Consider the following 17,367-nt stretch of genomic DNA (forward strand, 5'->3'; position numbering starts at 1 on the left):
CCCTGCCAGAGGAGCTCGCGTCCGGCGAGGCAGGGGACGTCGCGCTAGGCGTTCAGGGTGGCCACGACCTGGTCGTAGTCGCCGCGCGCCTCGCCGTACCGCAGGAACTTCACCCGCTCGACCTGGATCTCCTTCGCGTCCGGCCGGGTCTCCAGCAGCTCCATGACCTCTGCCACGAACTCCTCCAGAGGCATCGCGTGCTCGACGAACTCCTCGCCGGGCAGCAGCGCGGTGCGCACGGCCGGCGGTTCGAGCTCCACGATCTTCACCGACGTGTCGGCCAGTTGCAGCCGGATCGACTCGCTGAGCATGTGGACGGCCGCCTTCGAGGCGTTGTAGCTCGGCGTGATCCTCAGCGGCGCGAACGCCAGCCCCGAGGAGACGGTGACGATCGTCGCGTCCGGCCGGGACCGCAGGTGCTCGATGAACGCGGCGATGAGCCGGATCGGGCCCAGCACGTTGGTCGTCACGGTCTCCTCGGCCGTGGCGAGGAACGTCGCGGGGTCGTGCCAGTCCTCGACGCGCATGATCCCCGCCATCGTGACCAGCACGTTGAGATCGGGGTGCCTGGCCAGGACCTCCTTCGCGGCCGACTCGACGCTCGCGGCGTCCGAGGTGTCGATCCGCACGGTGTCGAGGCCCGGGTGCTCGGCCGCGATCCGCTCCAGCAGGTCGGCGCGCCGCCCGCCGACGATGACGGTGTTCCCCCTGGCATGCAGCGCGAGGGCGAGGGCGAGCCCGATCCCGCTCGTGGAACCGGGGATGAAGACGGTGTTGCCTGAGATGTTCATGCCGTCCAGGTTCCCCCTCCGGGCGCAGCGTGTGCAGAGAGCGCTCATCGGGGGATCGGCGATCCCTGGCTGACGGTCATCAGCCCTGGTGAGGCGGCACGATACTGGGAGGCATGGACCGCGCATCGCTCGCCGACTTCCTCCGACGCCGCCGCGAGTCGCTGCAGCCCGAGGACGTCGGACTGCCCGCGGGTGCCCGCCGCCGCGCCCCGGGGCTGCGGCGCGAGGAGGTCGCCGCCCTCGCCATGATGTCGACCGACTACTACACCCGGCTCGAACAGCGGCGCGGCCCGCAGCCCAGCCTCCAGATGCTCGCCGCGCTGGCCCGCGCGCTGCGGCTGACCACCGACGAGCGCGACTACCTGTTCCGGGTGGCGGGCCAGAACGCCCCGGCCGCCGTCACGGCCGCCACGCACGTCGCCCCCGCGCTGCTGCGCGTCCTCGACCGGCTCAGCGACACCCCCGCGCTCATCATGTCCAACCTGTGCGAGACGCTCGTGCAGAACCGCATGGCCGAGGCGCTGTTCGGCGACAGGTCCGCCCACACCGGGCTTGCCAGGAGCGACATCTACCGCTGGTTCACCGACCCCGGCGAGCGGCTCGTCTACCCCGAGGACGACCGCGACCGGCAGAGCCGCGCTCTGGTCGCGAACCTGCGGGCCGCGTACGGCACGATGGGGCCGCGCTCGCGGGCCGGCGAGCTCGTGCGGACGCTGTGCAAGGCGAGCACGGAGTTCGTCGCGCTGTGGGACCGGCACGAGGTCGCCGCCCGCTTCGCGGACCACAAGATCATCGTCCATCCCCGGCTCGGGCCGATCGAGCTCGACTGCCAGGCACTGTTCACCGAGGATCAGTCGCAGGCGCTCCTGGTGCTCACCGCTCCGCCGCGCACCGAGGCCCGCGAGAAGCTGGAACTCCTCGCGGTGCTGGGCTACGAACGTTTCCCCACCGACGTGCCGGGCTGACCGCTGCCGACCCTGGCGGACGATGCCGTACTCGCCGTTGCAGGGCCACGTGCCGGACTTGGCGATCCTCTCGCCGCCGCCCCAGCAGCGGGCCTTGACCTGCATCACGCGTACGCCCGAGGGCCGGTTCCACTCCGCGGTCGAGAAGTATCCCTGTACGGGCCCAGCGCCTCGTGCCGCTGGGTGTGCCACCCGGCCAGGGCCGTGCTCGCCTGAGCCGTGCCGGCCTGGATACGCGCGGCGGTGGTGGCCGTGGCCAGGGCGAGGGCGGCCGTCGGGGCACCCCGATGGGGACGAACCGCCTTCCCCGTTATGGAAGCGGCGTCACCTGCCCGACGTCCGTTCCGCGACCCCCCAGAACCACTCGATCTTGGCCGCGTGCCTGCGCTCCTCGATCCATTCGCCGAAGATCTGGCGCTCGACGAGGTCGCGGACCGTCCCGTCGAGCACGGCCGGCTCCACCGCCAGGACCTTGACCAGCAGGTGCCCGCCCTCCACGGGGAACGGCCCGGCGACCGTCCCGGGAGGCGCCCCGAAGATCCGCTCGGCCGTCTCCGCGTCGAGGTCGCCCCGGCGGAGGGTGGCGAACACCTCGCCCGGCCGGGCGCTGCCATCGGCGAAGGCCCGCTCGACCATCTGGAGGAACGCGGCCGCGTCGGGCACGGCCGGTACGTCGGCGAACACCACGCGCGCGACCCGGACGACGTCGAACTCCCCGCCGTGTTCGGCGAACCAGTCCTCCACCCGTCCCGCGGTCACCCGCGAGCGCAGCGCGGCGACGGCGGCCTCGACCGCGACCAGCTCCTCCAGCTCCCGGTGGGAGATGCGGTTGCGGTCCATCCAGGCCCGGGTCGCCGCCCCGGTCAGCAGGCCGCGTGCGCGGCGGAAGGCGTCCATCGCCTGCTGCAGCGCGGCGTCGCTCAGCGGTTCCCGCGCCTCCGCCAACTCCTCGCGTACGAGGCTGTCGGCGATGAGCCGGTCGGCCAGCGCGGACTCGTCCCAGATGAAGTCCAGGCAGGCGATCGCCCTGGCCACGGGGGTCTCGATGCCGTTGACCCGGAGCAGCAGGTGCTCGCCCGCGCGGTGCACGCCGCGCAACGGCCACGGCAGGGCCCGGTCGGCGCACCAGGACAGCGAGATCGTGGCGCCGTCGCCGTCCTTGATGAGCAGGGCGTGGTGCAGTGACCCGTCGAACTCCTCGCGCTGGGCGACCAGTCGCGTCCGGGTGTGCGGGTACGCCGCGCGGAACCCCTCCAGGCCGCCCTCGGGCGCGCCCGAGCTGAGCAGGCCCACCGCGTCGGCGAGCATCGGCCCGTACGTCATCGCCGCACTCCGTTCTTGAGCAGTTCGCCGATCGCCGTGCTGATCGGCAGCCCGGTCGCGTCCTCGATCCACAGGAACTGGCCGTTCGGGTTGATCTCCAGGAAGACGTGGCGGCCGTCCGGCGTGAGGATCAGGTCGATCGCGCCGTACGTCAGCCCGAGCCGCTCGACCAGCTCCAGGCAGCGTCCGGCGACGTCGCCGGGCAGGTCGTGCGGCAGGACGGGGGTGGCCCCGGGGTCGTAGTGCCGCCAGTCGTAGCGGGTGTGGTTGCTGACCTGGGAGTGGATCTCCGCGGCGAAGAGCTCGCCGCCCACCACCGTCACCCGCACCTCGACCCGCTTGGGAACGTACGCCTGGACGATGACCGGGCACAGGCGCAGGGCGTCGGCGTGACCGAGGTCGGCCGGGGTCACGGGCGCCGCGAACCGCCCGAACCGCTCACCGCCCGCCTCCGGCTGATTGCCGTGCACCGGCTTGGTGATCACCCGGCCCTCGTGCCGGTCGTAGAAGTCGAGGAAGCAGTCGGGATCGTTGGTGATCAGCGTCGCGGGCAGGTCGAAGCCCAGCCGCCTGGCCACCTCCAGCTGGTACGGCTTGCGCCCCGCACGGTCGATGACCGGCCTGGAGGCCGGGACCTTGAGGCACCCCAGGCCGTCCCACAGGCTCTCGGCCAGGACGCGGCACTCCTCCTCGACGTGGTCGCGGGCGACGGTCCGAGGATGGGCCACCGGGTCGCCCGGGCGGCGGTACCAGATCGCGGTCAGCTCGTCGAGGACGAGACGTCGTCCGTCCTGGACGAGGGTGCGGACGGTCGAGCCGTCTCCCGGATGGCCGATCTGCAAGGTGGCGTCGGCGGGGAAGCGCGCGGGGTCGAAGACGGTGACGTCCGCCCCGGCGAGCGTGCCCACGACGCGCTCGGCGTGCTCGTCTCCGTCGCAGGTCAGTACGAGGATCATCAGCGTGGTTCCGGTCGGGGGCGCGACCCGGGCCGCGCCCCCGCGGCACACTAGTTGCTGTCGCCGGAGGTGTGCGAGTGGCCGCCGTGGATCACGATGACCTGGCTCTTGGCGCCGCCGCTCACCTGGAGCAGCTGGCCCTCGTCGAGCTCAGCGCCGTACGCGGCGATGTCGTCGATGCTGGTACGCGTCTTCCCCATGATCATTCCCGCCCTTTTGTCTGCATGGGGAGCCGAATGCGCCCCATCGCGTGGAACACGGTAGGGAGGCGGCGTCCGGGGCGTCGTCCGCCGGATGGATGATCAGCCGTCATCCTGCGGGCGGAGCGCTGTCCGCGGTCTGCCATGATCATCTTTGGACGGGAGGAGCCCATCCGGGGGAGGAGCGGGTCGATGGCGTTCACGACGCAGAGGTACGCGACCGTCCGCGGGCTGCGTCTGGCCTGGCTGGACGCGGGTGAGGGGCGGCCCTCGGGGGACGGGGTGGTGCTGGCGCTGCACGGGCATTTCGGGCGGGCGCGCATGTTCGCGTCCCTGGCCGGCGCGCTGGCCCCGCGCTACCGCGTGATCGCCCTGGAGCAGCGCGGGCACGGACACTCCGCCCGCGGCGACGGCGATTTCGAGCCGGACGCGTACGTGGCCGACGCCGCCGCGTTCCTGCGCGGTCTCGGCCTGGGGCCGGTGGTCGTGCTGGGCCATTCCATGGGCGGCGTGGTCGCGTTCCGGCTGGCCGCCCGGCACCCGGAGCTGGTCCGGGCGCTGGTCGTGGAGGAGGGCGGGGCGGACAACCGTCCGCCGGAGGTGCCGCATCCCGTGCTGGACGTGAGCGGGTGGCCCCGCCGCGCCGCCACCCTGGACGAGCTGCGCCGCGCGATCGAGGCGCGCGGCATCCCCGACGCCGGCTACTTCCTGGACAGCGCCGTCGAGCGCGGCGACGGGTGGGAGCTGCTGTTCGACCACGACGACATGATGGCCTCGCAGCGGGCGCTGGTGGGCGACTGGTGGGCCGACTGGCTCGGCTCTGACTGCCCGGCGCTGCTCGTCCACGGGCTGGAAAGCTTCGTCCTGCCCACGGCCCTGGCCAGGCGGATGGCCGCGCGTCGGCCCGGCACTTTGCTGCGCGAGTTCGCGGGTTGCGGTCACTGGGTGCACGACGACGATCCCATGGGGTTCGCCGAGGTCGTCCGCGCGTTCCTGGACGGCCTGTGAGACGCGTTCAGGCAGACTCCTTCGCCATGCGGCGCAAGCACCGCAGGCGACGGCCGAACGCGACCGCCCCGAGCACGCAGCAGACGAGGGAGAAGATCGCCAGCAGCGGCAGCAGCCAGACGGTGACGATCCAGTACTGGATGTCGAACGGCCCCCAGACCAGCGCCGGCAACAGCGCGCCCAGCACCGTCACCACGGCGAGGGGCAGCAGCCGCGGAACCAGCCGCGGCCGGCGCGCCGCACGGCGTCGCGCGGCCCAGCGGCGCGCCCGGACGGCCGCGGTGACCAGCAGCGCGGTCATCCCCACAGTGAGCCCGAGCAGGACCGCGTTCACGACGGTGAGCGGGTTGCTCATGGGCGTCGCCGGCGCCCCGAGCCGCTCGGCGAGGAGGTTGGCCGAGAGCAGGCCGGGGTCGCCGCCGCTGTTGGTCAGGACGAGCGCGGCCACGCCGGTCCCGGGCGAGAAGACCATGTCCCCGGTCCACGTCGCCAGCGTCCCGCCGTGGCCGACCAGCGACGGCGGACCGCCCGCCGTGACGGGACGGGACCGCCAGCCCAGGGCGTAGCCGCCGGCCTTCGGCCGGCCGGTGTGCAGCTCGGCCAGCGAGCCGGCACTCAGCAGGCCCGTCCCGAAGGTCCCCTGGTTGAACCGCAGCCACCGCACCATGTCGTCCAGCGTCGAGACCACCCCGCCGTTGCCGAAGCACATCCCCGGCATCTCCGGCGCCGCGACGGCGACCCCGAGAACGACCTCGTACCCGGACGGCAGGCCCTCGGCGCGATCGGAACAGCCCGGCGTCGAACTGGTGGCGGTCATGCCCAGCGGCGTGAACAGCTCGGCGCGGAGGAAGGCGTCGAAGGACGTCCCCGACAGCAGTTCGACGATCCTGGCCGCGATCGAGTAGTTGGTGTTGTGGTACTCCCAGCGGGTGCCCGGATCGGCGGCCAGGGTCTTGCCGGCCAGCCCGGCCACGATCTCCCGCGCGTCGCGCGCGGGCGGGAACACGTACTCGCTGTCGGTGCTGTTCGACAGGCCCGAGGTGTGGCTGAGGACCTGGCGCACGGTGATCCGGGTGAAGCGCGGGTCGGCCATCCTGAAGCCGGGCAGGACCTTGACGACCGGGTCGTCCAGGGAGAGGCGGCCACGGTCGACCAGCAGCATGACCGCCGCCGCCGTCATCGACTTGCTCATCGACGCGATCCGGAACCGGGTCCGCGACGTCACCGCCTCGCCGTCCCCGTCCCGGCCGCGGACGATCGTCTCGACCGACGACCCGTCGATCACGGCCGCCGCGACGCCCGGCGTGCCGTAGACGGAACGGTAGTCGTCGACGAGCCGATCGCCGGCGGCGTGCGCCGGTGCCGTCCAGCCGAGCAGGACGGCGGTGAGAACGAGGAGGGAGGCCACCCGGGACAGGCGCGGCAGACGTGGAAAAAGCACGACGTCGAACCTAGGCCGGGCGTCCTCGGGCGACATCACACCACAGGGTGAGGCGGCGCCACTCGATGGGATGGAATCCGGCCGGCCAGGTCGTCGCGCGCCACGAGCCCGTTCTCGTAGGCGTGGATCACCACGTGCACGCGGTCGCGCAGGCCCAGCTTCTGCAGGATGGCCCGGACGTGCGACTTCACCGTGTTCTCGCTCAGCACCAGCTCCGCGCGGATCTCGGCGTTGGACCTGCCGCGGGCGAGCAGGCCGAAGACCTCGACCTCGCGCGGGGTGAGGCCGTCCAGGGCCGCCGTCCGCCGCGTCGGCACCTGCCGGACGAGATCGAGGATCGTCGCGGCCACGCCCGGAGCCAGCGCCGACGTGCCGGCGGCGACGTCGCACACGGCCTGGGCCAGCGCGGCGGGCCGGACGTCCTTGGTCAGGTAGCCGCTCGCACCCGCCCGGATGGCGGCCACGACCAGTTCGTCGTCGTCGAACGTCGTCAGCATGAGCACCCGGGTCGCCGGCGCGATCCGGACGATCTCCGCCGTGGCGGCGACCCCGTCCATGCGCGGCATGCGGATGTCCATCAGCACCACGTCGAGGCGGTGCCGCCGGACGACCTCGACGGCGTCGCCGCCGTCGCCGACGTCGTGGGTGACCTCGATGCGCTCGTCGGCCGACAACACCGTGCGGAGCGAGGCCCGCAGCAGCTCCTGATCGTCGACGAGCATGACGTGGATGCCGGTCATGCGCCCTCCTTCGTGGGGAGCCGCGCCCGCAGCACCCATCCGTCGTCCCCGTCGTCGATCGACAGGGTGCCGCCCGCCGTACGCACCCGTTCCTCGATCCCCATCAGGCCGGTTCCCGTGCTGCCGGCGTCGCGCGGCGCCTTGCCGCCGTCGTCGCGCACCTCCACGACCACCTCGGACGGGCTCCAGCACAGGCGGGCGGCCACCTCGACCGGTGGTTCGAGGTGGCGCAGCGCGTTGGTGATGCCCTCCTGCACGGTCCGGACCACCGCGACCTCGGCGCTCAGGCTCAGCGGCCGCCGCTCGCCCACCTCGGCGTACGTCACCGCGTGGAGCGGGCTCGCCGCCGACGCCACGAGGCCGGGGAGGGCGTCGAGCGAGATCGGGACCGCCGCGGGCCGGGAGGCGGCGCGCGGCGCCGCGGTGGCCGGGCCCAGGGTGGCCAGCATCGCGCGCAGACCTTGGTGGGCGTCCCGGCCGGCCTCGGCGATGTCGCCGAGTTCGCGGCGGGTCGCCGGATCCGCCGTCGTCACCGCCGCTGCCTCGATCCGGGCCACCATGACGGTGACCGTGTGGGCGATCACGTCGTGCAGGTCGCGGCGGATGCCGGCCCGTTCGGTCGCGACCGCCGCGGCCAGCCGTTCGCCCTCGGCTCGCCGGTCGGCCTCGTGCCTGCGACGTACCAGCAGGGCGGCGAGCCACACCCCGCCGACCACGAGCATCAGCAGCCCGCCCTCGACCAGGCGGGTCCACACAGGGGTGTCAGGCGGCAGCCGGGCCCACGCCACCACCTCCGTGAGGACGATCCCGAGCACGGCGACGGCCAGCGCGACCACCGACGACCTGACCGGGACCAGGCCGGTCAGCCGCCACAACGCGAAGGGGAAGCAGACGGCCGAGGGCAGCAGGCTCGGCGACCAGCTCAGGGCGGGCGTCAGCACCAGGACGAGCATCGCCAGCGCGCCGATCGTGTACCCCGGCCACGGCCGTCGACGGACCACCGCCGCTCCCGCGTGGAGCAGGACGACCGCGCCCGCCGCGGCGGCGACCTGCCACAGATCCGCCCCGAGGTGCCGCACAGCCGCCAGGACGAGCACCGTCAGCAGGGCCAGGACCGCGTGCGCCGCCACCGTCGTCGCCGGCCACGTGCGCCGGCGCGGGGAGGCTGTCACGGTCGTCGCCTTCCGGTGGGGGCTCGTGGCGGGGAGCCGTACCCGGCTCGACGTGCCACAGAATAACCAGCAACGCCCACCCCCACCGACTCCAGCACCCCCGCGGCTCCTCGGCCACGGACCCCTGGTTCGTGGCCGGATTGGGGGAGTTCTTCGGATCGGGGCGGTCCTGCTACCCTGATCGCCGTTCGGGCGGGAAGGCGGGGCCGGGACGAGCGTGTGCCCTGGGAGGAACCCCGGCCGCCGTGAGCCGCTCGACCCACGCCGCCATGGAGTCGGGGGGCGACTGAGGATGAGCGCGGAAGAGGACTTCAAGCAGGTCGGCGCAGAGCTGGCCGACCTGGGCGTGCTGATCTCCAGGATGATGGGCAGGCCCGCCCTCAAGGACCAGGCGGGCAAGGTGTTCGCGAGCCTGCAGCGTGACGGCGCGATGGTGTTCCGGCTGGTCAGGGACACCCCCGAGCACGCGTCCGCGCTTGAGCTGCCCGGCGCGTGCCTGTTCGACCCCTCAGGACAGGGCAGAGTGGTCAAGGACTGGGTCGTCGTGCCCCACTCCTCGGCCGAGCAGTGGACGGACCTGGCCGAGGCCGCCCTCAGCCGCCCCCGCTGACCCTCCGCCCCGCTGACCACCCTTCCCGCCGGTCGGCGGGCGCGAGCACGCCTGCTCCCCGGTCGTCATCGGCCTGGGCCCTCGAGCTGGGCCTATCAGTGGTCGTGGGCAGGTACGTCAGGCGGCGGCGCGGTCGCCGGTGCGGCGGCGGCGCAGGTCGGCTTGCTCAAGTGCGGGTGGTACGAAGGCGATGTCGAGCGTGCCCGGGTTCACCCCGGGCGGGACCACCTTGTCGATCTGGTCGAGGGTGTCGTCGTCGAGGGTGGTGCCGGCGCCGGCGAGCAGGTCGCCGAGCTGCGCCATGGTGCGGGGGCCGATGATCGCCGAGGTGACCGCGGGATGGCTGATGACGAAGGCCAGGGCCAGATGGGTGAGCGACAGACCGGCCTGCTCGGCGATCGGGACGAGTTCTTCGACGGCATCGTGGTTGCGCTTGTCGGTCATGTGCTTGGGCACCCAGTGCATGCGGGCGCTCGAGACTTGTTCGTTGCCGCCCTTGCGGTAGCGGCCGGTGAGCAGACCCGAGGCCAGCGGGCTCCAGACCAGCGTGCCCAGCCCGTAACGCTCGCAGACCGGGAGGACGTCGCGCTCGATACCGCGGTTCAGGATCGAGTACGGCGGCTGTTCGGTGCGGAAGCGGGCCAGCCCGCGCCGTTCGGAAACCCATTGGGCCTCGACGATCTCCGCGGCCGGCAGGCTGGAATGGCCGATCGCGCGTACCTTGCCCGCCTGCATCAGGTCGGTCAGGGCGGCGAGGGTTTCCTCGATATCGGTGCCGGGCTCGGGGTGGTGGACCTGGTAGAGGTCGATGTGGTCGACGCCGAGACGCCGCAGCGAGTTCTCGACCGCGGTGACGATCCAGCGGCGGGAGCTGCCGCGATGGTTGGGGTCGGTGCCCATGGGGCCGTTGACCTTGGTGGCGAGCACCACGTCGTCGCGTCGGCCGCGCAGCGCCTTGCCCACGATCCGTTCGGTTTCGCCGTCACCGCCGTAGACGTCGGCGGTGTCGATGAAGTTGATGCCGGCGTCGAGGGCCCGGTGGATGATGGCGACGCAGTCGTCGGGGTCGGGGTTGCCGAACGGGCCGAACATCATGGTGCCGAGGCAGTAGGGACTGACCTTGATGCCGGTACGGCCCAGGGGGCGAGTGCGCATGATCTGTTCCTTCCAAAGGCGGCGGGCCGGGTGGTCCGAGGCGGCCTGGGCGGGCCGCCTCGGATCGGATGAGTGCGTCGGTGGTCAGCCGGCGTGCGGGGCGGCGACGTCGAGGATCCAGGTGACGCCGAAGCGGTCGGTCAGCATCCCGAAGCCCGGGGCCCACTGCGACGGGCCGTACTTCTCGATGATGTCGGCGCCGTCGGTGAGCTTGTCCCACAGCGCCCCGACTTCCTCGGTGGTTTCGCCGCGGACGGACACGAAGAACCGCTCGCCGGTCAGCGTCATGCCGTGCTCGCGAGTGGTGGCGGCGGGCGCGGCGGCGGCCGGTGCCTGGCTGGGCACGTCGTAGGCCATGATGCTGAAGCCGTTGTCGGCCGTGACCTGGCCGAAGACGATCTTGTCGGCGTCTGGCAGTTCCTTCGGCATGCCGAAGTCGCCGTACGCGATGGTGGTGAGGTGGCCGCCGAACACGGTCTGGTAGAACTCCAGCGCTGCGCGAGCGTCGCCGCGGAAGTTCAGGTGGGTGGTGGTGGAGATGGCCATGCCGGTGACTCCTTGTTGATTTTCCGGGCGCGGTACGCCCGATATGGGCTGGTAAGTCTCGTCAGCGTCGGGCGGCCGAATCGGCGAGTCCCCCCGGGGCTGTTGAAGGGGCCGTCCGGGGCGCGGGGCTGACCGGCTCGATACGAAGGTTCGCAGGGGTAGGTGACAGGATGTGGCACCTACTCCGGGCAGAATGAGGTTCATGCAGAAAACTTCTGCCCGACTGCTGGCTCTGCTGTCGCTGCTGCAGACCCGCCGGGACTGGCCCGGCACGGCGCTGGCCGATCGCCTGGACATCAGCCTGCGCACCGTGCGCCGCGATGTCGACCGGCTCCGCGAGCTCGGCTACCCCATCGCAGCCGTCAAAGGCCCTGACGGCGGCTACCGGCTCAGCGCCGGCACCGAACTACCCCCGCTGCTGTTCGACGACGAACAGGCCGTCGCCCTCACCATCGCCTTGCAGATCGTCGCCACCGACCCCGGCAACGGCCTCGCCGAACCCGCCGAACGGGCACTGAACACCATCCGGCAGATCATGCCCTCCCGACTCCGGCACCGCATCGACGCGCTGCGCGTCACCGCCGTTGAACGACCTGTCACCCGGCCGGCCACCCCGGTCGACGGCGACGTGCTCCTGACCATCAGCGCCGCCGTCCACGCCCACGAGATCTTGCGCTTCGACTACGGCGCCGAGGTCACGGACAATCCCCCGCGCCGCGTCGAACCCCACCACGTCATCACCTGGGACGGGCGCTGGTACCTCATCGCCTGGGACCTCGACCGCGACGACTGGCGCACCTTCCGCGCCGACCGGATCACCCCGCGCACCCCCAACGGGCCCCGGTTCACTCCACGCGTACTGCCCGGGGGAGACGCCGCCACCTTCGTCACCAGCACGTTCCGCGGCTCTGGCGACGCCTCGGGCAACTGGCCCTGCCAAGGCACGGTGATCCTCGACCTGCCCGCCGCCACCGTGGCCCTCTACACCCGCGAGGGAATCGTCGAGGAGACCGGCCCCCACCGCTGCCGGCTCACCCTCGGATCCTGGTCCTGGCCCAGCCTCGCCGCCGCCATCGCCCGCTTCGACGCCGACATCGAAGTCATCGGCCCCGGCGAACTCACCGACGCCTTCGAACACCTCGCCCGCCGATTCAGCAGAACCGCAACCGGCCACGGCATCGCATCACCGGCATCGTGAGTTGCCACGCCTACGAAAGACCTCGCCGAAATCGCCGATGTTCCGCGAACTGCTCACCTACGCGCGGCCGCGCGACACCGTGCACATCTCCGAGATGCGGTCATGGCGTGCAGGTGCGGGTGCCGGTCGAGCCGTCGACCCGATGGATCTTGACCCGGACGGAGCCCAGGGCGGCGCGCGTCGTCGTGCTGACCGTGTCGGCCACCGTGCACACCAGTTGCCGTTCGGCGGTACGGTCGATGCCCCAGCCGAAGGACAGCCGGACGTCCACCGGCCCGCGCGGGCCGATGCGGACGGGCGGGAGCGGAGCGCCCGGTGGGACGAAGCTGACCAGGCCACGCGCGCGTTCGGCCGCGTCCGGGCCCTGCGCCAGCGCTTCGAGCGCGGCGTGCAGCGTGTCGGTGCCCCGGTGGAGGCGCGACACCCGTTCCAGTCCGAGCGCGGAGGAGAAGTACACGTGCACGGTGGCAGACCGGCTGGTCGTGCCCTCCAGCGCGGTGGCCGCGGGACCGGCGGGCGTCGGACCGGTGTCGGTGATCGTGTCCTTGGCGCCCATCTTCGTCACCGGGTGCTCACCGGCGACGACGTTGCCGCCACCGCTGGAGGTGGCGTTCTTGAACGCCACGCCGCCGGCCTTCAACGCCGCGCCCAGCGCAGGGGCCTCGGCTCCGGCGATGGAGTCGCCGAGCCACAGAACCTTCTTCCCGGTCGATTCGGACTTGCCGGAGGTCGCCGCCGTGGTCCTGGCATCGTTGCCGCCGCCGACACCGTCGCCGCAGGCGGCGAGGGTAGCGCTCAGGCTTACCGCGGTCAGGGCCAGTGCGGTTCTCTTGATCGGACGGCGTCGCGCAGGAAGGCTGTTGTTGTGCATGACTTCACCCAACCAGCGGAAAACTCCTGGTCAGTGCGGTCGTCATCAAACCATCACACAACGGTGGAACTCCGGTCATCAACCGGTCGGCGTCGCCCCCGAAGATCTCCAGCGACGATGTGCTTCTCGGGGGCTCACGAGCGCAGGCCCGCGACGAGCAGCCCGACCAGGCGGCGGGCGTCGTAGCGGGGGTCGGCCTCGGCCTCGATGCACAGGTTGCGCACGCCGCGTATGAGCTCGAAGGCGCCCAGATCGGGACGGATCTCGCCGGGGGCCCGTGGACATGCTGCGGTCGCTCGCCGGCACACCCCTCCGGCAGGCGTCCTTCGCCGTCGTGCACTACCCGCACGGCTGGGCGTGCGCCTTCCGCGGCCTGCTCGGTCCGGACCGCCCGATCGATCGGGCGGCGTACGCCTTCATGGACCCCGCCTCCGCCAAGGAACACCCGCACGAGCTGTGGCTGCGCGAGCCGTCCGAGCGGGTCCACGAGGCGTAGTCATATCACCTGACTCGATAAAAATGACAACGGACCATTGCTGATATCTTAGCTCGCTCGTACTGTGATCCCAGTCGCTCGTTGAACGAAGGAGATCCAGTGCCCCCCAGTCACGATCCTCGACCGGCCGGCTGGCGAGTCGGCGCCGACATCGGCGGCACCTTCACCGATGTCATCGCGCTGGGCCCGGGCGGCGAGGTCGTACCGATGAAGGTCCTCTCCACCCCGCCCGACTACGGCGCCGGCGTGGTGGCGGCAACCACCGGCGTGCTCTCCCTGGCCGGGGCCCGCCCGGCGGACGTGGTCGCGATGCTGCACGGCACGACCGTGGCCACCAACGCGATCCTGTCGATGAGCGGCGTCCGCACGGCGGTGGTCACCACCCGCGGCTTCCGCGACGTGCTGGAGATCGGGCGGCTGCGCCGGCCGGTGCTCTACGACCTGTCCTGGTCCAAGCCGCAGCCCCTGGCCCGACGGCGGCACCGGTACGAACTCGGCCAGCGGATCACCGCCGACGCACGCCTCGACCCGCCCGCCGCCGAGGACGAGGTCCGCACGCTGGCCGCACGCCTGCGCGCCGACGGGATCGAAGCGGTGGCCGTGTGCCTGCTCAACTCCTACGTCCGCCCCGACGAGGAGCGGCGGGTCGCCGACCTGCTGCGGGCCGAACTGCCCGGCGTGTACGTCACGGCCTCGGTCGACGTCTCGCCGCAGCCGCACGAGTTCGAGCGCATGAGCACCGCGACGGTCAACGCCTACGTCGGCCCCACCGTGCACGGCTACCTCACCCGCCTGGAGGCGGGGTTGCAGGCCGAGCAGGTGAGCGCGCCCCTGCTGGTCATGCAGTCCAGCGGCGGGCTGCTCGACGCGGCCTCCGTCGCGCGGCGGCCGGTGCAGATCATCGAGTCCGGCCCCGCGGCCGGCGTCACCGCCGTGCAGAAGCTCGCCCAGCTGATCGGCCTGTCCACGGTGGTGGCGTTCGACATGGGAGGGACCACGGCGAAGGCGTCCCTGATCGAGCACGGCGAACCGTTCGTCTCGGCCGACTACGAGGTCGGCGGCGGCATGAACGTCGCCCGCGGCCTCAGCTCCGGCGCCGGGTACCCGGTGCGGGCGCCGTCGATCGACATCGCCGAGGTCGGCTCCGGGGGCGGCAGCATCATCTCCGTCGACGCGGCGGGCGCGCTCCACGTGGGGCCCGTCAGCGCGGGCTCGCGTCCCGGCCCCGCCTGCTACGGCCAGGGCGGCGAGCTGCCGACCCTGACCGACGCCAACGTGACGCTCGGCTACCTCAGCCCGGACGCGCTCGCCGGCGGCCGCGTGGCGATCCACCCGCAGCTCGCCGTGAAGGCCCTGTCGCCGGTGGCCGAGCGGCTCGGCGACGACGTGGCGGGCGCCGCGCGCGGCGCGTACCAGGTGGCGGTGTCGAGCATGACGACCGCGGTCAAGGCGGTGACCAGCGAACGGGGCCGTGACCCGCGCGAGGCCACCATGGTCGCCTTCGGCGGCGCGGGCCCGCTCTACGCCGCCGCCCTGGCCCGCGAGCTGGGCATCTCGACCGTGATCGTGCCCGTGCATCCGGGCCTGTTCAGCAGTCTGGGCCTGCTCGTGGCCGACACCGAACGCCAGGAGCTCACCCCGTACCGGCCCGGGTTCGCCGACGTGGGCGCGCTCGCCGACGAGTTCGCCCGGCTGTCCGCCCAGGTGCGCGCGGAGCTGGGCGCGGACGCCGTCGTGGACCGGCTCCTGGACATGCGCTACCGCGGCCAGCGGTTCGAGCTGCGCATCCGGGTGCCCGACGGCGAGCTCACCGAGGACCTGCTCGCCGAGACGCGGGCCCGCTTCCACGCCGAGCACCGGCGCACCTACGGCCGGGCCGGCACGGACGAGCTGGTGGAGCTGGTCAACCTCCGGGTACGCGGCCGGCTCCCCACCCCGGTGTCCATCGCCGACGTGCTGAGCCTCCCGCTCGCCGCCGCAGACGAGCCCACCACCCGCGAGTGCCGGTTCGCCGAGACCGTGACGACGCTCGTCGTGGGACGGTCCGACCTCGGCCCCGACCCGGTCGAGGGACCGATGGTCATCGAGGACATGGACGCCACCACCCTCGTCCCGCCGGGCGCGCTGGTGCACCGCGACCGGCTCAACAACATCGTCATCACCTGGAGCGCCTCATGATCCGCGACGCCGTGACCTTCGAGGTCTTCCGCAACGCCGTCACCGGGATCGCCGACGAGATGGCGATCACGATCCTGCGCACCGCGCACTCGCAGCTCGTCGCGTCCAGCATGGACTTCTCCGCCGCTCTGTGCGACGCCCGCGGCCGGGTGATCGCCCAGGCCAACACCCTGCCGGTGCACCTGGGCTCCATCCCGGACGCGATGGAGGCGATCCTCGACGAGTTCGGCGACCGGATCCGCCCGGGAGACGTCTACCTGCTCAACGACCCGTCCCTGGGCGGCATGCACCTGCCCGACATCTTCGCGGTCGCCCCGGTGTTCACCGGGGACACCCTCCTGGGCTTCGCGGTCACGGTCGTCAACCACACCGACGTCGGCGGCTGGGCGGCCGGTTCGATGGCCGTGCAGTCGACGAGCATCTTCGCCGAAGGGGTGCAGATCCCGCCGTCCTGCCTGGTCGAGGCCGGGACCGTGAACGAGACGTTCCTGCGGCTGATCCTGCGCAACGTCCGCGAACCCGAGCTGCTGCGCGGCGACCTGGAATCCCAGCTCGCGGCCTGCCACACGGGGGCCGAAGGGCTGCGCGCCCTCGCGGCGCGGCACGGCGTCGAACGGCTCGCCACCCTCGTCGACGAGCTGCTCGACTACTCCGAGACCCTGCTGCGCGGCGCGCTCGCCGAGGCCGTCCCCGGCGCCTACGAGTTCCTCGACCACATCGACGACGACGGCCTCGGCTCCGGGCCGATCCCGATCCGCGTGAAGGTCACGCTGTCCGGGGCCGGGATCGAGCTCGACTTCACCGGCTCCTCGCCGCAGGTCGGCTCCGCGCTCAACGCGACGGCCTCCTTCACCCGTTCCGCCGCCTACGCCGCCCTGCAGGGGGTGCTCGCCTCCGACATCCCGGCCAACAGCGGCTTCTACCGGCCGTTCACCTTCGTCATCCCGCGGGCCTCCATCCTCGACGGGCAGCGGCCGTCCGCGCGCGGCGCCCGCGGGCTGGTCGGCTTCCGGATCATCGACGCGGTGCTCGGGGCGCTCGCCCCGGTGTTCCCCGCCCGGGTTCCGGCCGCCGGGGAAGGCGGGCCGGACGGGATCGCGATCGGCCTCGTCGGCCCGGACGGGGAGTCCATGGTGCTGTGGGACCCCCTGGCCGGGGCGTGGGGCGCCCGTCCCGACCGCGACGGCGTGGACGGCATCAGCTCCCTGGGCGCGAACCTGACCAACACGCCGGTCGAGGAGCTGGAACGCTCCGGCCACATCCGCATCGACGGGTACGGCTACCTGCCCGACAGCGGCGGCGCGGGCCGCTGGCGCGGCGGCCTGGCGACCTTCCGCGACATGACGCTCCTGGCGCCCGAGGCCAGGGTGCAGATCAGGTCCGACCGGCGCACGTTCCTGCCGTACGGGCTGGCCGGCGGCGCGCAGGGCACCCCCTCGCTGAACGTGCTCGACCCCGGCGGGCCCGGGGAACGCCTGCTGGAGTCCAAGCCGCACTTCGTGATGACCGCCGGAACCCGCCACCGGCACGTGACCGCCGGCGGCGGCGGGCACGGCCACCCCTTCGAACGCCTCCCGGACCTGGTCCTCGAAGACGTCCTCGACGGCAAGGTCACCCGCGAGGGAGCCGAACGCGACTACGGCGTCGTGATCTCCGCGGACGGCGTGATCGACGCGGACGCCACAGCCGGCCTGCGACGCCACGCGCGCTGAAGGCC

The 17,367-nt window shown here is 72.5% G+C and carries 17 protein-coding genes; 7 read left to right on the forward strand and 10 right to left on the reverse strand.

The genetic code is table 11. The features are described from left to right. Nucleotides 1–44: 44 nt before the first annotated feature. Nucleotides 45–791, reverse strand: a complete 747-nt coding sequence (locus ABZ815_RS45010; protein ID WP_357707887.1) for an SDR family NAD(P)-dependent oxidoreductase — start codon at nt 789–791, stop codon at nt 45–47. Nucleotides 792–904: 113 nt separating this feature from the next. Between ABZ815_RS45010 and ABZ815_RS45015 the strand changes: the two genes are divergently transcribed. Then, the gene (locus tag ABZ815_RS45015) at nt 905–1,756 is read left to right on the forward strand and encodes a helix-turn-helix transcriptional regulator (RefSeq protein WP_357707888.1); all 852 of its coding nucleotides are present in this window, start codon (nt 905–907) and stop codon (nt 1,754–1,756) included. 324 nt (nt 1,757–2,080) lie between these two features. On the opposite strand, the gene ABZ815_RS45020 is transcribed toward ABZ815_RS45015, so the two are convergent. From ABZ815_RS45020 to ABZ815_RS45030, 3 genes are read right to left on the reverse strand one after another with little or no spacing between them, the layout of a single operon-like run. Next, nucleotides 2,081–3,079, reverse strand: coding sequence for a TIGR04500 family putative peptide maturation system protein (locus ABZ815_RS45020; protein WP_357707889.1), 999 nt, complete (start codon nt 3,077–3,079; stop codon nt 2,081–2,083). Continuing rightward, nucleotides 3,076–4,035, reverse strand: coding sequence for an MvdC/MvdD family ATP grasp protein (locus ABZ815_RS45025; RefSeq protein WP_357707890.1), 960 nt, complete (start codon nt 4,033–4,035; stop codon nt 3,076–3,078). The genes ABZ815_RS45020 and ABZ815_RS45025 overlap by 4 nt, the downstream gene beginning before the upstream one ends. A gap of 50 nt (nt 4,036–4,085) precedes the next feature. Beyond that, nucleotides 4,086–4,235 carry a hypothetical protein gene (locus tag ABZ815_RS45030; protein ID WP_357707891.1) on the reverse strand — a complete coding sequence of 50 codons (150 nt, stop codon included), beginning with the start codon at nt 4,233–4,235 and terminating at the stop codon, nt 4,086–4,088. 192 nt (nt 4,236–4,427) lie between these two features. Here ABZ815_RS45030 and ABZ815_RS45035 point away from each other — a divergent pair, with 192 nt between their 5' ends. Then, nucleotides 4,428–5,243 carry an alpha/beta hydrolase gene (locus ABZ815_RS45035; protein ID WP_357707892.1) on the forward strand — a complete coding sequence of 272 codons (816 nt, stop codon included), beginning with the start codon at nt 4,428–4,430 and terminating at the stop codon, nt 5,241–5,243. Nucleotides 5,244–5,250: 7 nt separating this feature from the next. On the opposite strand, the gene ABZ815_RS45040 is transcribed toward ABZ815_RS45035, so the two are convergent. Genes ABZ815_RS45040 through ABZ815_RS45050 form a run of 3 tightly spaced genes read right to left on the reverse strand, consistent with a single transcriptional unit; the run spans nt 5,251 to nt 8,596 of the window. Then, a complete protein-coding gene (locus tag ABZ815_RS45040) occupies nt 5,251–6,684 on the reverse strand; it encodes a serine hydrolase domain-containing protein (protein ID WP_357707894.1) in 1,434 nt (477 codons plus the stop codon). A gap of 35 nt (nt 6,685–6,719) precedes the next feature. Then, nucleotides 6,720–7,424: a response regulator transcription factor gene (locus ABZ815_RS45045; RefSeq protein ID WP_357707895.1), complete on the reverse strand. Its 705-nt coding sequence runs from the start codon at nt 7,422–7,424 to the stop codon at nt 6,720–6,722. Further along, nucleotides 7,421–8,596, reverse strand: coding sequence for a histidine kinase (locus ABZ815_RS45050; RefSeq protein ID WP_357707897.1), 1,176 nt, complete (start codon nt 8,594–8,596; stop codon nt 7,421–7,423). Before ABZ815_RS45050 ends, ABZ815_RS45045 begins: the two co-directional genes overlap by 4 nt. 292 nt (nt 8,597–8,888) lie before the next feature. Between ABZ815_RS45050 and ABZ815_RS45055 the strand changes: the two genes are divergently transcribed. After that, complete coding sequence (locus tag ABZ815_RS45055; protein ID WP_357707899.1) at nt 8,889–9,206, forward strand: hypothetical protein; 318 nt, start codon at nt 8,889–8,891, stop codon at nt 9,204–9,206. A 117-nt stretch (nt 9,207–9,323) separates the two neighbouring features. On the opposite strand, the gene ABZ815_RS45060 is transcribed toward ABZ815_RS45055, so the two are convergent. Then, a complete protein-coding gene (locus ABZ815_RS45060) occupies nt 9,324–10,361 on the reverse strand; it encodes an aldo/keto reductase (protein WP_357707901.1) in 1,038 nt (345 codons plus the stop codon). Nucleotides 10,362–10,445: 84 nt separating this feature from the next. Then, nucleotides 10,446–10,907, reverse strand: a complete 462-nt coding sequence (locus ABZ815_RS45065) for a VOC family protein (protein WP_357707903.1) — start codon at nt 10,905–10,907, stop codon at nt 10,446–10,448. A 202-nt stretch (nt 10,908–11,109) separates the two neighbouring features. Here ABZ815_RS45065 and ABZ815_RS45070 point away from each other — a divergent pair, with 202 nt between their 5' ends. Next, nucleotides 11,110–12,105 (forward strand): YafY family protein, encoded by a 996-nt coding sequence (locus ABZ815_RS45070; RefSeq protein ID WP_357707905.1) that lies wholly within the window; start codon nt 11,110–11,112, stop codon nt 12,103–12,105. 100 nt (nt 12,106–12,205) lie between these two features. Here ABZ815_RS45070 and ABZ815_RS45075 read toward each other — a convergent pair whose 3' ends face one another. After that, entirely contained in the window at nt 12,206–12,976 is a 771-nt protein-coding gene (locus ABZ815_RS45075) for a hypothetical protein (protein WP_357707906.1), read from the reverse strand. 277 nt (nt 12,977–13,253) lie between these two features. On the opposite strand from ABZ815_RS45075, the gene ABZ815_RS45080 reads away from it, so the two are divergent. The 3 genes from ABZ815_RS45080 to ABZ815_RS45090 all read left to right on the forward strand — a co-directional run bounded on the left by ABZ815_RS45080 (nt 13,254) and on the right by ABZ815_RS45090 (nt 17,362). Beyond that, entirely contained in the window at nt 13,254–13,472 is a 219-nt protein-coding gene (locus ABZ815_RS45080) for a hypothetical protein (protein ID WP_357707908.1), read from the forward strand. Between the two features lie 99 nt (nt 13,473–13,571). Then, complete coding sequence (locus ABZ815_RS45085; RefSeq protein WP_357707909.1) at nt 13,572–15,650, forward strand: hydantoinase/oxoprolinase family protein; 2,079 nt, start codon at nt 13,572–13,574, stop codon at nt 15,648–15,650. Further along, complete coding sequence (locus ABZ815_RS45090) at nt 15,647–17,362, forward strand: hydantoinase B/oxoprolinase family protein (RefSeq protein ID WP_357707911.1); 1,716 nt, start codon at nt 15,647–15,649, stop codon at nt 17,360–17,362. The genes ABZ815_RS45085 and ABZ815_RS45090 overlap by 4 nt, the downstream gene beginning before the upstream one ends. Nucleotides 17,363–17,367 lie beyond the last annotated feature (5 nt).

Source organism: Nonomuraea sp. NPDC047529 (assembly GCF_040642995.1).
GTDB lineage: Bacteria > Actinomycetota > Actinomycetes > Streptosporangiales > Streptosporangiaceae > Nonomuraea.

Bases quoted from the DNA above. Each gene is read 5' to 3' on its own strand.
- ABZ815_RS45010 (WP_357707887.1), bottom strand. From the start codon at position 791: ATGAACATCTCAGGCAACACCGTCTTCATCCCCGGTTCCACGAGCGGG.
- ABZ815_RS45015 (WP_357707888.1), top strand. From the start codon at position 905: ATGGACCGCGCATCGCTCGCCGACTTCCTCCGACGCCGCCGCGAGTCG.
- ABZ815_RS45020 (WP_357707889.1), bottom strand. From the start codon at position 3,079: ATGACGTACGGGCCGATGCTCGCCGACGCGGTGGGCCTGCTCAGCTCG.
- ABZ815_RS45025 (WP_357707890.1), bottom strand. From the start codon at position 4,035: ATGATCCTCGTACTGACCTGCGACGGAGACGAGCACGCCGAGCGCGTC.
- ABZ815_RS45030 (WP_357707891.1), bottom strand. From the start codon at position 4,235: ATGGGGAAGACGCGTACCAGCATCGACGACATCGCCGCGTACGGCGCT.
- ABZ815_RS45035 (WP_357707892.1), top strand. From the start codon at position 4,428: ATGGCGTTCACGACGCAGAGGTACGCGACCGTCCGCGGGCTGCGTCTG.
- ABZ815_RS45045 (WP_357707895.1), bottom strand. From the start codon at position 7,424: ATGACCGGCATCCACGTCATGCTCGTCGACGATCAGGAGCTGCTGCGG.
- ABZ815_RS45055 (WP_357707899.1), top strand. From the start codon at position 8,889: ATGAGCGCGGAAGAGGACTTCAAGCAGGTCGGCGCAGAGCTGGCCGAC.
- ABZ815_RS45060 (WP_357707901.1), bottom strand. From the start codon at position 10,361: ATGCGCACTCGCCCCCTGGGCCGTACCGGCATCAAGGTCAGTCCCTAC.
- ABZ815_RS45065 (WP_357707903.1), bottom strand. From the start codon at position 10,907: ATGGCCATCTCCACCACCACCCACCTGAACTTCCGCGGCGACGCTCGC.
- ABZ815_RS45070 (WP_357707905.1), top strand. From the start codon at position 11,110: ATGCAGAAAACTTCTGCCCGACTGCTGGCTCTGCTGTCGCTGCTGCAG.
- ABZ815_RS45075 (WP_357707906.1), bottom strand. From the start codon at position 12,976: ATGCACAACAACAGCCTTCCTGCGCGACGCCGTCCGATCAAGAGAACC.
- ABZ815_RS45090 (WP_357707911.1), top strand. From the start codon at position 15,647: ATGATCCGCGACGCCGTGACCTTCGAGGTCTTCCGCAACGCCGTCACC.